11 protein-coding genes are annotated in these 13,533 nt (G+C 56.8%); 3 read left to right on the top strand and 8 right to left on the bottom strand.

The window, feature by feature from the left end:
- Positions 1–6: 6 nt before the first annotated feature.
- From glgX to asd, 3 genes are all read right to left on the bottom strand, one after another.
- Complete coding sequence (gene glgX / locus WFO70_RS20310; protein WP_337018813.1) at positions 7–1,983, bottom strand: glycogen debranching protein GlgX; 1,977 nt, start codon at positions 1,981–1,983, stop codon at positions 7–9.
- On the bottom strand, positions 1,980–4,166 hold the full coding sequence (gene glgB, locus WFO70_RS20305; protein WP_337018811.1) for a 1,4-alpha-glucan branching enzyme: 2,187 nt from the start codon (positions 4,164–4,166) through the stop codon (positions 1,980–1,982). Before glgB ends, glgX begins: the two co-directional genes overlap by 4 nt.
- 249 nt (positions 4,167–4,415) lie before the next feature.
- On the bottom strand, positions 4,416–5,519 hold the full coding sequence (gene asd / locus WFO70_RS20300; RefSeq protein WP_337018809.1) for an aspartate-semialdehyde dehydrogenase: 1,104 nt from the start codon (positions 5,517–5,519) through the stop codon (positions 4,416–4,418).
- A gap of 177 nt (positions 5,520–5,696) precedes the next feature.
- Between asd and WFO70_RS20295 the strand changes: the two genes are divergently transcribed.
- Together WFO70_RS20295 and WFO70_RS20290 are read left to right on the top strand one after the other, a co-directional pair.
- Complete coding sequence (locus WFO70_RS20295; RefSeq protein WP_337018807.1) at positions 5,697–6,290, top strand: YhgN family NAAT transporter; 594 nt, start codon at positions 5,697–5,699, stop codon at positions 6,288–6,290.
- Between the two features lie 500 nt (positions 6,291–6,790).
- Complete coding sequence (locus tag WFO70_RS20290; protein ID WP_337018805.1) at positions 6,791–7,234, top strand: hypothetical protein; 444 nt, start codon at positions 6,791–6,793, stop codon at positions 7,232–7,234.
- Between the two features lie 510 nt (positions 7,235–7,744).
- Here the strand turns inward: WFO70_RS20290 and gntU are convergent.
- The 5 genes from gntU to WFO70_RS20265 all read right to left on the bottom strand — a co-directional run bounded on the left by gntU (position 7,745) and on the right by WFO70_RS20265 (position 12,696).
- Positions 7,745–9,085 (bottom strand): gluconate transporter, encoded by a 1,341-nt coding sequence (gene gntU / locus WFO70_RS20285; RefSeq protein ID WP_337018803.1) that lies wholly within the window; start codon positions 9,083–9,085, stop codon positions 7,745–7,747.
- 3 nt (positions 9,086–9,088) lie between these two features.
- Positions 9,089–9,616: a gluconokinase gene (gntK, locus tag WFO70_RS20280; RefSeq protein ID WP_337018801.1), complete on the bottom strand. Its 528-nt coding sequence runs from the start codon at positions 9,614–9,616 to the stop codon at positions 9,089–9,091.
- 126 nt (positions 9,617–9,742) lie between these two features.
- Complete coding sequence (gntR, locus tag WFO70_RS20275; RefSeq protein WP_337018799.1) at positions 9,743–10,738, bottom strand: gluconate operon transcriptional repressor GntR; 996 nt, start codon at positions 10,736–10,738, stop codon at positions 9,743–9,745.
- Positions 10,739–10,839: 101 nt separating this feature from the next.
- Complete coding sequence (locus WFO70_RS20270; protein ID WP_337018797.1) at positions 10,840–11,535, bottom strand: pirin family protein; 696 nt, start codon at positions 11,533–11,535, stop codon at positions 10,840–10,842.
- Between the two features lie 123 nt (positions 11,536–11,658).
- Entirely contained in the window at positions 11,659–12,696 is a 1,038-nt protein-coding gene (locus WFO70_RS20265) for an oxidoreductase (protein WP_337018795.1), read from the bottom strand.
- A 173-nt stretch (positions 12,697–12,869) separates the two neighbouring features.
- Here WFO70_RS20265 and WFO70_RS20260 point away from each other — a divergent pair, with 173 nt between their 5' ends.
- Positions 12,870–13,520, top strand: a complete 651-nt coding sequence (locus tag WFO70_RS20260) for a bactofilin family protein (RefSeq protein ID WP_337018793.1) — start codon at positions 12,870–12,872, stop codon at positions 13,518–13,520.
- Positions 13,521–13,533 lie beyond the last annotated feature (13 nt).

Here is a 13,533-nt window from a genome sequence, read left to right as displayed (position 1 = left end):
TTATTATCATCTCTGGAATACACATACACCGTGCGCAGGCCCATGCCAGGCAGTCATAACGACCGGATTATCTTCTCCGGCAAAGGGAGGGATAGCCCGCCACTCTCCTTCGGGTAAAACAAGTTCTGCGACCTCATCTGTGGCGTTAAGCGTAATCAGCCAGCTTTCTGAGAGCAGGATTTGCAGACACGGCACGCCGCTCTGCCACTCACGCGCGTCCAGGGGTTGCGCCTTTTTATTTAGCCAGCGAACATGCCCATCGCCCTCTTCCCACCACTGGTTCAGGGTGAGCGCCGGGATCTGCTGACGCAGATGGATCAGCGCAGCGGTAAAGTCGGCTAATCCACTGTTGGCCTGTTGCCAGTCCAGCCAGGTTAACGGGTTGTCCTGGCAATATGCATTGTTGTTACCGTGCTGGCTGTGGCCATGTTCATCGCCTGCCAGCAACATCGGCGTTCCTTGCGACAAAAGCAGCGTGGTGAGCAGCGCGTGCACGCTGGCGCGGCGTCGCTCAATCACATTCAGATTGCCACTTAATCCTTCGATACCATGGTTAAAACTGTGGTTATTGAAGGTGCCGTCACGATTTTCTTCGCCATTCGCTTCATTGTGTTTCTGATTGAAACAAACGCAGTCACGCAGGGTGAACCCATCGTGCGCGGTGACCAGGTTAATCGACGCGGAGGGCAGTCGCCCGTTGCGCTTGAACAGATCGCTGGAAGCGGCAAAACGCCCGGCAAACTGCCCGAGTGACAGATCGCGCGCCAGCCAGAAGCGGCGCGCGGCGTCACGGTAGTGGTCGTTCCACTCGGCAAACAGCGGCGGGAAATTCCCCACCTGGTAGCCGCCAGGACCAATATCCCAGGGCTCCGCGATCAGCTTCACGCCCGAGAGCAGCGGGCAGTTCTTAATCGCTTCAAACAGCGGTGCCTGCGGGCTGTATTCCGGCGTGCGTCCCATCACCGGGGCCAGGTCAAAACGAAAGCCGTCAATATGGAACGTTTCCACCCAGTACTTCAGGCATTCATGCGCGTACTGCACCACCGCCGGATGGCTGAGATTTAAGGTGTTACCGCAGCCGGTCCAGTTGTGGTAATCGCCATCCTCTCTTAACCAATAATAGCTAGGGTTATCAATTCCGCGCAGGGAGAACGTCGGGCCCTCCAGATCCAGCTCCGCGCTGTGGTTCAGCACGATATCCAGAATGACCTCAATACCGGCTTCGTGTAGCGCCTTCACCGCATCACGAAACTCATCCCGGGCTCGCTCAGGATGCGAGGCATAGCGCGGATCCAGAGCAAACATCGCCATCGGGTTGTAGCCCCAGTAGTTGCTGAGACCCAGGCGTTGCAGACGCGGCTCGGAGGCAAAATGCGCCACCGGTAATAATTCCAGGGCGGTGATCCCGAGATGCTTAAAATACGCAATCATCACCGGGTGGCCGAGCGCCTGGTAGGTCCCGCGGAGCGCCTCCGGAATGCCAGGGTGCAGATACGTCAGCCCTTTCACGTGGGCTTCATAGATGACCGTCTTGCCCCAGGGCGTGTTGGGGGGAGCGTCCTCTTCCCAGTCGTAACGATCGTCGCTGACCACCACGCTGCGGGGTGCCACCGGGGCACTGTCCCGGTGATCGGCGGTCACTTTGCCACTGTGCAGCAGAACATCGTCTTCCAGCGTGCCTTCAACCTTATACGCACAGGGGTCGAGCAGCAGCTTGGCCGGGTTGAAGAACAGCCCTCTGGCCGGTTCCCAGGGGCCATGTACCCGGAAGCCATAGCGGGTGCCGGGCCGGGCATGCTCGAGGTAGCCATGCCAGATATCGCCGCTGCGGGCCACCAGATCGTAACGGTGTTCAATGTCCTTATCGTCAAACACGCAGAGTTCAACCCGATCCGCATGGGCGGAAAAGAGGGTGAAGTTCACCCCTTTACCATCGTAGCGTGCACCGAGCGGTGCCGGGTTGCCTGCAGCAAGCTGCGTCATTCCCCCTCCCGGACCAGCCAGATCGTCGACAGCGGCGGCAGGGTCAGGCTCAGGGATTGTGGTCGGCCATGGCTCTCCTGATCGTCACTCTGCACCAGCCCGCCGTTGCCCGCGTTGCTGCCGTGGTAATGCATGGAGTCGGTGTTCAGCACCTCACGCCATTTGCCCGGCTGATTGATGCCGAAACGGTAGTGATGGCGCGTCACCGGGGTGAAGTTACTGGCGACAATGATTTCGTTACCCACCTTGTCACGGCGGACAAAGATCAGCACCGAGCGTTCGTTGTCGTCCACCACCAGCCACTCAAAGCCGTAATCGTCAAAGTCCAGCTCGTGCAGGGCCTTGTGGTGACGGTAGGTATGGTTCAGGTCGCGCACCAGGCGCTGAACGCCGTGGTGCCAGTTGTCGCCCCCTTCCAGCAGGTTCCAGTCGAGGCTGGTATCGTGGTTCCACTCCCGGCCCTGGGCGAACTCGTTGCCCATAAACATTAATTTTTTGCCCGGGAAGGCAAACATCCAGCCGTAGTAGGCGCGCAGGTTGGCAAACTTCTGCCAGGCGTCGCCCGGCATGCGGTCAAGAATCGATTTTTTGCCGTGGACCACTTCGTCGTGAGAGAGCGGCAGGACAAAGTTTTCGGTGCTGTTGTAGAGCATGCCGAAGGTCAGTTTGTTGTGGTGATACTGACGATGAATCGGATCCAGCTTCATGTAATCCAGGGTGTCGTGCATCCAGCCGAGGTTCCACTTGAACCAGAAGCCGAGGCCGCCCATGGATGGCGGACGGGAGACGCCCGGGAAGTCGGTAGACTCTTCCGCCATGGTTACCGCGCCCGGCGTCTGCTCCCCGAGAATACGGTTGGTGTTACGCAGGAACTCAATGGCTTCGAGGTTTTCCCGGCCACCGAATTCGTTCGGGATCCACTCTCCCTCTTTACGGCTGTAGTCGCGGTAGATCATCGAGGCGACGGCGTCCACGCGCAGGGCATCAATGCCGAAGCGCTCGATCCAGTAGAGGGCGTTGCCCACCAGATAGTTGGTCACTTCCCGACGGCCATAGTTGTAGATCAGGGTGTTCCAGTCCTGATGGTAGCCTTCGCGCGGATCGCTGTGCTCATACAGGTTTGTCCCGTCGAATTCGGCCAGGCCAAAATCATCGGACGGGAAGTGGCCCGGCACCCAGTCGAGGATCACGTTCAGCCCGGCGGCGTGTGCGGCGTTGATAAAGTAGCGGAAGTCGTCCCGGGTACCGAAGCGGCGAGTCGGGGCATACATGCCGGTCGGCTGATAGCCCCAGCTCCCGTCAAAGGGGTGTTCGTTAATCGGCAGCAGCTCCAGATGGGTAAAGCCCATCCATTTCACATACGGGATCAGCTGGTCGGCCAGCTCCCGGTAGCTGAGCCAGAAGTTGTTATCGGTATGGCGACGCCAGGAGCCCAGATGGACTTCATAAATGGAGATCGGCATATCGAACTGGTTGGCGCGGACGCGCTCTTCGCTCTGAGCGACTTTCTCGGGCAGGCCACAGATGAGCGACGCGGTCTCCGGGCGCATTTGCGCTTCGAAGGCATAGGGGTCGGCTTTGATACGCAGATTGCCGTGGGCATCGATCAGCTCGTATTTGTACAGCTGGCCGTTTTGCGCGCCGGGGATAAACAGCTCCCAGATGCCGGTCTCACGACGCAGGCGCATCGGGTGGCGACGGCCATCCCAGTAGTTGAACTGCCCCACCACCGACACGCGGCGGGCATTCGGAGCCCAGACGGTAAAGCGGGTGCCGGTTACGCCATCCATGGTGTCGGCGTGGGCGCCGAGGGTCTCGTAGGGACGCAGGTGCGTACCTTCAGACAGCAGCCAGGCATCCATCTCCTGCAGCAGCGGACCGAAGCGATAGGGATCGTCGATCAGGTTCTGCTGACCATGCCAGATGACGGCGAGTTGATAACGGAAGAGATTCTTACGGCGGGCCATCACGCCAGCGAAGAAGCCGCGTGAATCGATACATTCGAGTTTACCGACCTTGCGCCCGGTTTTAGGTTCGATTACCCACACTTCCGTCGCGTCAGGTAGCAGTGCCCGGACTTCCAGTCCGGCGTCAGTGCGGTGCATGCCAAGTACAGAAAAGGGATCCGCAAAGTGACCCTCAATAAGCGCATTAATCACGTCTCTATCAATACGAACGGACATGGTATTCATCCTGTTTTTTTAGTTGCCGCCCCTGTCGCGCACCGGGTACGACCTTAATGTGACCTGGACGGAACAGCACCTTGTGCATCCTCTCTGTTCCATCCAACCTCCAGGCGGAATATGTGACATCCCGCATAAAGCATAGCCAACGCTTTATATGACTCCCGAAAAATAATGAATCATTTGCGTTTTCGTCCTTTAGTACGCAAAAAAAGGGGTGATAAATCACCCCAAAGTATTAAGTATTTATTACGCCAGCTGGCGTAGCATCCGACGCAGCGGCTCGGCGGCACCCCACAGAAGCTGGTCGCCGACGGTAAAAGCGGAAAGATATTCCGGGCCCATATTTAGTTTACGCAGGCGTCCTACAGGGGTAGATAATGTGCCGGTGACCGCAGCCGGCGTCAGCTCGCGCATGGTGATGTCACGATCGTTAGGAATGACTTTTGCCCACTGATTGTGAGACGCCAGCAGCTCTTCCACCGTCGGAATAGACACATCTTTTTTCAGTTTAATGGTGAACGCCTGGCTGTGGCAGCGCAGCGCGCCGATGCGCACGCACAGGCCATCAACCGGGATCGCGGAAGAAGTACGCAGGATTTTGTTGGTCTCGGCCTGGCCTTTCCACTCTTCGCGGGTCTGGCCGTTGTCCAGCTGCTTGTCGATCCATGGGATTAGGCCACCGGCCAGCGGTACGCCGAAGTTATCCACCGGCAGCTCGCCGCTGCGGGTCAGCTGAGTGACTTTACGCTCGATATCGAGGATCGCAGACGCCGGGTTAGCCAGCTCTGTCGCGACGCTGTGGTGCAGCTGGCCCATCTGGGTCAGCAGCTCACGCATATGGCGCGCGCCGCCGCCGGAGGCCGCCTGGTAGGTCGCCACAGAGACCCACTCCACCAGATCCTGGGCAAACAGACCGCCCAGCGACATCAGCATCAGGCTGACGGTACAGTTACCGCCCACGAAGGTTTTGACGCCGTTGTTCAGGCCGTCGGTGATGACGTCCTGGTTCACCGGGTCAAGAATGATGATCGCATCGTCTTTCATGCGCAGCGAAGAGGCCGCGTCAATCCAGTAGCCCTGCCAGCCGCTTTCACACAGCTTTGGGTAAATTTCGTTGGTATAATCGCCGCCCTGGCAGGTGACAATAATGTCCAGCGCCTTCAACGCTTCCAGATCGTAAGCATCCTGCAACGTGCCTGTGGTACCCCCAAAGGACGGTGCAGCCTGGCCAAGCTGGGAAGTGGAGAAGAAGACCGGGCGGATAGCGTCGAAATCGCGCTCTTCAACCATGCGTTGCATGAGTACAGAGCCGACCATACCGCGCCAGCCGATAAAACCAACGTTTTTCATAGCATTTTTTTCCTGCAGAGGGTGTGTGCTGTTTATGCAAGCCAGTATTGAACTGGGATATGCTTCACATTACAAAATGCTGCCAAAGTCGCAAGCGAAATTAATCGATGATTGTCCGGCTATCAGAAAAAGCGCTAATCATCGTAATAACCATACAAGTATCAGGGATAACCTACGATGAGTGAAATCATTTCCGCCGCTGTTTTATTGATCCTAATTATGGATCCACTCGGAAATCTGCCTATTTTCATGTCGGTGTTGAAGCACACCGAGCCGAAGCGCCGTCGGGCAATCATGATCCGCGAGCTGCTCATCGCCCTGCTGGTGATGTTTATCTTCCTGTTTGCTGGCGAAAAAATCCTCGCCTTCCTGAATTTACGCGCTGAAACGGTCTCTATTTCCGGCGGGATTATTCTGTTTCTGATTGCCATCAAAATGATTTTCCCGAGCAGCGAAGGCAGCAGCAGCGGCCTGCCTGCAGGGGAAGAGCCTTTTATTGTGCCGCTGGCTATTCCGCTGGTCGCCGGGCCGACGATTCTGGCGACGCTGATGCTGCTGTCGCATCAGTATCCGAATCAGATGAGCCATCTGGTGATTGCCCTGCTGATCGCCTGGGGCGGGACCTTTATCATTTTGCTGCAATCGTCGCTGTTCCTGCGCCTGCTGGGCGAGAAAGGGGTTAATGCCCTGGAACGGCTGATGGGATTGATTCTGGTGATGATGGCAACGCAGATGTTCCTGGATGGGATTCGGGCATGGATGAGGGGGTAGCACGCTCCTTTAGGATGTACGGTCCGGGAACATGCGGCTCAGGCGGTAGTTCCGTTCACCTTACGTTCCTTGCTTCTCTGTTACATCCGCACCGGTGAACGTGCCAGGGTGGCTCAATCGCCACCACCCTGGCGACCCGGGCTCCCGGCAAGAAAATCGCCGCTTCGCGGTACCCTCAGCTTATTCCTTCCGGCTATCGGGTCGGGCACCAGCCTGCATCCATGCAGGCTATGCCCTCTCGGCGCGTCCATGCGCCTCGCCCCGGCCTCCAGTCAACGCTTCGGCGATTTTCAGCCGGACAAGGGTGCCGCTGCGGCTGTTGTGCTTAACGGACTATTTTCGTCGCTGAAGATTTAATTTCTGGTTATGCGAGCAGCCTTCCAGAGCTTCGCTTGATACACCATCAGCAAAGGGGTATCTTCTCGCCACGCCTGCAAAATCATGCGTCAGGGTTGGTCCCCTGAATATCTCATCATTGCTTCTCAATCAGAGGGATATTTATGGAACACACCTTTTCTCACTCTTTATTCACTATACCATTCGATCACAACACTGATTTCACCGAGCTGGCAGACAACTGCGCGCGATTTGTTGACGTACTGGTTGAATGCGACGATCCGACTCAGAAGATGGCGCTGTGCGGACGCCTTTCCGCCTGTCTTGCTCTGCTTCAGCCAACGCTGCTTGAGCCTGTGCCAGAGCATTTAAAAGCGAGCCTGACGGTGGTTGACCTACCGCTGGAGCTGCCCGTATTTGAACCGGAAGTGGATCCGGTGGGACGCTATTGCCAGCTTTTAACACAGCTACTCCTGAATCAATCGCTGTCAAAAAGTGATGAAAGAGTGGCGGGAGATTTACTCCAGAAGCTGGTGGAATTTTATAGCGATACGCTGAAAGCACAGCGCTGGCTGCGCACCGAAGAAGGCGTTGTACCGCTGCTTTAGTTTTTGCGTACTTAACGCAATTAACACATCACAGTTAAGTGAAAAAGCTACAGCGGCACCCTGGTCCGGCTGAAAATCGCCGAAGCGTTGACTGGAGGCCGGGGCGAGGCGCAGGGATGCGCCGAGAGGGGGCGACCTACAGGGATGTAGGATCGCCCCCGACCCGATAGCCGGAAGGAATAAGCTGAGGGTACCGCGAAGCGGCGATTTTCCTGGCCGGGAGCCGGGGTGGTCAGGGGGGCGGCGGCGAGCCTCCCTGACACGTTCACGGGTGACGTGGCATACAGAGAAGCATTGAACGTAAGGTGAACGGAACTACCAACGGAGCCGCATGTTCCCCTGCACACACAAAAAAGCCGGGTGGCGCTTGCGCTTACCCGGCCTACGGTTCGAGGTTTTGTAGTTTTGTAGGTCGGGTAAGGCGAAGCCGCCACCCGACAAACATACCCGCTCTGCGGCCTGATGCCCTCACCCCAACCCTCTCCCACAGGGAGAGGGAGACAAGAAACACTAGCTCAATAGCGTAAACGCAATCATCCCGACAATTGCCCCTGTCGTGCCAAGGATGGTTTCCATCAGCGTCCAGGTTTTCAGGGTTTGCGCTTCCGTCGCGCCGGTGAATTTACCGAACAGCCAGAAGCCTGCGTCGTTGACGTGAGAGACCACAATCGAACCACCCGCGATACAGATAGACAGCGCGGCCATCTGCGCACCGGAGTAATGCAGCTGTTCAATTACCGGCATCACCAGACCGACGGCGGTTAAGCAGGCCACGGTCGCGGAGCCCTGGATGATACGCACCGCCGCAGCCAGCACGAAGCAGGTCACCGCAATCGGCAGGCCCATCCCGGTCAGGGCTTCACCCAGAGCCGGGCCGACGCCGGAATCCACCAGCACCTGCTTGAACACCCCGCCCGCACCGATCACCAGCAGGATAATACCCGCCGGCTGCAGCGCCGCACCGCAGATCTCCATCACCCGGTCTTTCGGCATCCCCTGACGCATCGCCAGGCCATAAATGGCTACCAGACAGGCGACCAGGATCGCGGTAAACGGATGGCCGATAAATTCAAACCACTCGTAAGCCGAAGAACCCACCGGTACAAAGCGCGCGGCAATGGTTTTCAGGCCAACCAGCACCAGCGGCAGCAGGATCAGCGACAGGCTGAAGCCGAAGGATGGCATTTTGCCTTCGCCCAGGTGCGGCTCGGTGATGTCATCCGGAATGTGCAGCTCAACGTAACGGCTGATGAAGTTGCCCCACAGCGGACCGGCGATAATCATCCCCGGGATCGCGGCGCACAGGCCAATCAGGATCATCCACCCGAAGTCGGCGTGCATCTGCGAGGCCAGCAGCATCGGTGCAGGCCCCGGCAGCAGAAATGCCGCCGCCGCTGCCACACCGGCAAACAGAGGAATCACCAGCTTCACCAGGTTGGTTTTGGTATGGCGTGCCATGGAGAAGGCCACGCTAATCAGCAGCACCACCGCCACCTCAAAGAACAGCGGCAGCGCGCAGATCAGACCGGCCAGGCCAATCGCGTAGTGCGCCCGGCTGTGGCCGAAGGATTTCAGCATTTTGACGGCGATCTGATCGACCGCGCCAGTTTCATGCAGGATTTTGCCAAACATCGCGCCAAGCGCGACCACAATCGCCAGGAAGCCTAACGTGCCCCCCATCCCTTTTTCCATGGTCGCAGCGATTTTGTCGAGCGGCATTCCGGAAAAGAGACCTGCACCAATAGAAACCACCATCAAAGCAACAAAGGCGTGCATACGGGCCTTCATTACCAAAAACAGCAGCAACAGCACGGAGCCGACTGCTGTTAAAACAAGCGTTAACGTACTCAAAACTTATTGCCTTTTGTTAATGACCTCAATGGTGCTGGCGACAACACCGTCCAGCGGCTGATCGATATCCACGACCAGTACATCGCTTTCGTCCGCGCCCGGTTCCTGCAGGGTTTCAAACTGCGTCACCAGCATCTGGGTTTTGAAGAAGTGCCCTTTACGCGCTTTCAGACGGGATTCGATCACGTCGAAATCGCCCTTCAGGTAGATAAAGGAGAGGTTAGCGTTACCTTCACGCAGCTGGTCGCGGTAGGTCTTTTTCAGCGCGGAGCAGACGATCAGCGACACTTTGTTGGTGCGCTGCATGGCAAAGGCGGCATCGTTCAGCGCCTGCAGCCACGGCTTACGATCGTCGTCGTTCAGCGGCTCGCCAGAGGCCATCTTGGTGATGTTGCTGCGCGGATGGAGGAAGTCCCCATCAAGGAACGCAGCATGAATTTGATGCGCCACTTCGCTGGCAACGGCAGACTTACCGCTACCGGAAACGCCCATCAGGACATAAACGTGGTGATCAGGATTTGTGGTGCTCAAAGTATGTCCCTCAGTCGATTGTTACGGGTAACAGTTATCGGTAACATTGTCCTGCCGGGGCTGACGAGAAGCAATATCCAAACGTGCGCGAAGTGAATAAGTGTGAGCTAGTTCAAACTTGTCACGCTAAATAGATCCACCTGGTGACAGCGTGAAACCTAAATCTAACATTTTAGGCGTCACCGCTTCGCCACGAATGCGCGCCAGCAGGCGTTCCGCACCGATACGGCCCATGCGCTCACGCGGGGTCAGGACGCTCGCCAGACGCGGCTCCATGACCTGGCCGATGTCGTGACCGTGAAAACCGGCGATCGCCATATCGTCGGGGATCTTCAGCCCCAGACGCTGGCATTCAAAGGCGGCACCGACCGCGAGGTCATCGTTGGTACAGAAAATGCCATCAAGCTGCGGGTACTCGCGACGCGCCTGGCGCATCAGCTCAATGCCGGAGGTGTAGGAGGAGGACTGCTCTACCATCACGCTGTAGGGCGTTAAGCTGGCGTCGAGCATCGCCTGCTCGTATCCCTTCTGTTTGATAATAGTACGTTCATCCAGACGTGCGCCAAGATAGGCGACATGGCGATGACCGCGGGCGATGATCGCCGCCGTCATCTGGCGGGCGGCTTCGAAGTTATCGAACCCGACGGCAATATCGAGACAGGGGGACTGGCTGTCCATCAGCTCCACCACCGGAATGCCCGCCACTTCGATCATCTTCAGCGTGCGTGGCGTGTGGGTGCGTTCGGTGAGGATCAGGCCGTCAATGTTCCAGGAAAGCATCGACTCCAGACGTTCCTCTTCCAGTTCCGGTTTGTAGCCGTAGTGAGCGAGCATGGTCTGATAGCCAAACGCATCGGTAACGCTTTCGATGCCGCGGAGCACTTCCGCGAAGACCTGGTTGGTTAAGGAGGGAAGCAGGACGCCTACCGCACGACTGGTTGCATTGGAGAGAATATCGGGGGCGCGGTTGGGGATATAACCCAGTTCATCGAGAGCAGCGGCAATCTTGCCACGTAACGCCACGGAAACCTGTTCCGGATTACGTAAGAAACGGCTGACCGTCATTTTAGTCACACCGACGCGATCGGCTACATCCTGAAGTACGGGTCTTTTCTTTTTCATCGTCCTGAGAGAAACCGGTAGTGATAGATTCCCTCAGTTTATCACGGACAAAGACCAACCTTCCCCTGGGATTGGGGAAGGCCAGACTTTTTATTCAGGATTTAGACCGGCGGCAGGTCGAACAGCAGAATCTCAGCGGCGCTGTCGGCATGCACGGAGATCGCCTGCTCATCCCAGATGGCCAGACCATCGCTGGTGGTCGCTTTGGTGCCGTTGATGGTCACTTCGCCTTTCACCACCTGGATCCACACTTTGCGGTTCGCGGCGATCTGGTGCACAGACTGCTCGTCTTTCGCCAGCGCCCAGCGGTAGAGTTCCATATCCTGATGCACTTTCAGCGAGCCGTCACGGGCATCCGGCGACAGAACCAGCTGCTTGCCCTGTGTCGCATCGAAGCGGCGCTGCTCGTAGCGCGGCGTGATGCCGGTTTCTTCTGGAATGATCCAGATTTGATACAGGTGCAGTTTTTCCGTTTTGCTCGGGTTGTATTCGGAGTGACGCACCCCGGTACCCGCACTCATAATCTGGAACTCGCCCGCCGGCACCTGCTCTTTGTTGCCCATGCTGTCCTGGTGCTCAACCGCGCCTTCCAGCACATAGGTCAGGATTTCCATGTCTTTGTGCGGGTGGGTACCAAAGCCCTGGCCAGCATCGATTACGTCGTCGTTAATGACGCGCAGTGCCGAGAAACCCATAAAGTTCGGGTCATAATAATCGGCAAACGAGAAGCTGTGCCATGAGTCCAGCCAACCATGATTTGCGTGACCGCGGTCGTTTGCTTTGCGTAAGAAGATCATTGTTTTTACCCTCAGTTCGTTTCGATGGAGTAAGTGTGGACGCAATCGACCTGGGATCATAGAGGGTGAAAATTGACTCCTCTGTTCAAAATATCTGAACAAACGCAGAGGAGTCATTCAGGCTTATCTGGCAAGGGTTACCGTGGCAGGTGAGGCCTGTTCAAAGCCCCGTTCAAGGATTTCCAGATTGGTCATCACTTCAATTTCCTTGACGTAATTAGGGGTACCTTTGGTCAGGGTTTCATAGAGCGCATCGTAGACCTGGCCGTAGTCGCCGGTGCCCGGTTTAATCTCCTCTTTCACCGTCACGCCCGCCTCGTTGACGTACTCCAGCACGCCCACGGACTCATCCGCCGCAAACCCCGTTTCGCCCGGCATGATGTTGGCCTTCAGGCTGGTCTCCTGCTGGTCGATGCCGTACTTGATGAACGAGCCTTTGGTGCCATGGACGATGAATTTCGGGTAGTCGATCTTCACCAGATGGCTGGTTTTGACGATCGCTTTCAGGTCGCCGTAGAAGAGCTGGGCTTCGAAGGTATCATCCGGGTTGGCTTTATTGCGCAGGCTGCGGATGTCGTAGGAGACATGGTCCGGACGGCCAAACAGGGAGATGATCTGATCCAGGGTGTGGACGCCGAGGCCATAGAAAAAGCCATCCTGCGGCAGGCCTGGTTTGGTCTCCGCCACCGGACGGTAGTAATCGAAGTGGCTCTCGATCTCGACGATCTCACCCAATTTGCCGCTCTCAATCGCCTGTTTCGCCGTCAGGAAGCAGGTGTCAAAGCGACGGTTCTGATACGGGCTCACGGTCAGCCCTTTGCTACGGGCGAGTTCGAACAGCTCTTTCGCTTCGGCCATCGTCGGGGTAAAGGGTTTTTCCACCAGCACATTTTTACCAGCTTCCAGGGCGCGTTTCGCATACTCAAAGTGGCTGTCGGCATGGGTGCAGACGATCACCAGCTTGACCTCCGGGTCGTTCAGCACCTCGTCGAGATCGCTGGTGAAATGAATATGGGAGTACTGGGGGGACTGCTCTTCCGGTTTCGGGTGGCGGCGGAAGATATGCGCCACATGCCAGCTGGCTTTACGGGTAAGTACATACGGAAGGTGATAGCGGGTGGTGCTTTTGCCAAATCCAATAAATGCGCAGTGTAGTGTCATAGTGGTTTTCCTGGCTTAGGTCTCTGCTTTCAACCATAGCGCAACCTGGCGGCGAAATATATTTCTATAACGATTCCTAAAATCGTGGTCAGGACCTTGATCCTGTCCGAGATTACCAGGATAAGGAGACGGCCAAAACCCCATGCTCGCGAAAGGAGTCGCGCTCATTTTCTATGGACAGAAAATATCTCGCCTTAAATAGCGCCCTTCTCTTCTGGCTGCTCGCGCTGGTCGCCTGGTGCTCAGGTGCCCTCTTCCTGACGTGGCTGTTTGCAGCCTTTTCCTTGCTGAGCTTTGGCCTCTCCCTTCTACTCAATCAGGTTAAAATCATGTTTAAAAAGAGCAAAACCACCGAGACTGCCAAGCCAGAACTCATCCTTCCCCCAGTGCCCGCTATTGAAAAAGAGCCCACAGTGCCGGAGAAACACGGCACCACCGTTATCGCCAGCGATGTGCGCTTTGAAGGTAATGTCGTTTCCGGTGGACACGTCTACGTTCACGGGACGCTGATCGGCAATATCGATGCCAAAGAGAGCCTGATTAAGATCATGCGTGGGGGCCAGGTAGAGGGGAATATCACCTGCCGGGAGCTGATCGTTGATGGCAAGGTAATCGGCCTGTGCAGCGGCGATATCATTGAAATCTGTGAGAATGGCCAGGTCACGGGAACCCTTGCCTACCGCACTCTGGCGGTTAAAAAAGGCGGTCAGTTTTCCGGTCAGGCAGAGGTGTTACCGGCTGTCGCGGAGAAGACCAACGTGGTGGGCCTGATGAAGGAGAGTACGCCTGACGCGCTCGATCTCATTCCGCTGCAAAAGCTTTAGGGCAAAAAAAAGC

It is taken from the genome of Leclercia sp. AS011, assembly GCF_037152535.1.
Taxonomy (GTDB): Bacteria; Pseudomonadota; Gammaproteobacteria; order Enterobacterales; family Enterobacteriaceae; genus Enterobacter.
This window is presented reverse-complemented; position numbering and strand designations above follow the sequence as displayed.

What these genes read in the sequence shown, in the direction of transcription:
- WFO70_RS20270 (WP_337018797.1), bottom strand. Translation starts at nt 11,535, where the DNA reads ATGATCTTCTTACGCAAAGCAAACGACCGCGGTCACGCAAATCATGGT.
- gntR (WP_337018799.1), bottom strand. Translation starts at nt 10,738, where the DNA reads ATGAAAAAGAAAAGACCCGTACTTCAGGATGTAGCCGATCGCGTCGGT.
- glgX (WP_337018813.1), bottom strand. Translation starts at nt 1,983, where the DNA reads ATGACGCAGCTTGCTGCAGGCAACCCGGCACCGCTCGGTGCACGCTAC.
- asd (WP_337018809.1), bottom strand. Translation starts at nt 5,519, where the DNA reads ATGAAAAACGTTGGTTTTATCGGCTGGCGCGGTATGGTCGGCTCTGTA.
- WFO70_RS20295 (WP_337018807.1), top strand. Translation starts at nt 5,697, where the DNA reads ATGAGTGAAATCATTTCCGCCGCTGTTTTATTGATCCTAATTATGGAT.
- WFO70_RS20260 (WP_337018793.1), top strand. Translation starts at nt 12,870, where the DNA reads ATGGACAGAAAATATCTCGCCTTAAATAGCGCCCTTCTCTTCTGGCTG.
- WFO70_RS20265 (WP_337018795.1), bottom strand. Translation starts at nt 12,696, where the DNA reads ATGACACTACACTGCGCATTTATTGGATTTGGCAAAAGCACCACCCGC.
- WFO70_RS20290 (WP_337018805.1), top strand. Translation starts at nt 6,791, where the DNA reads ATGGAACACACCTTTTCTCACTCTTTATTCACTATACCATTCGATCAC.
- glgB (WP_337018811.1), bottom strand. Translation starts at nt 4,166, where the DNA reads ATGTCCGTTCGTATTGATAGAGACGTGATTAATGCGCTTATTGAGGGT.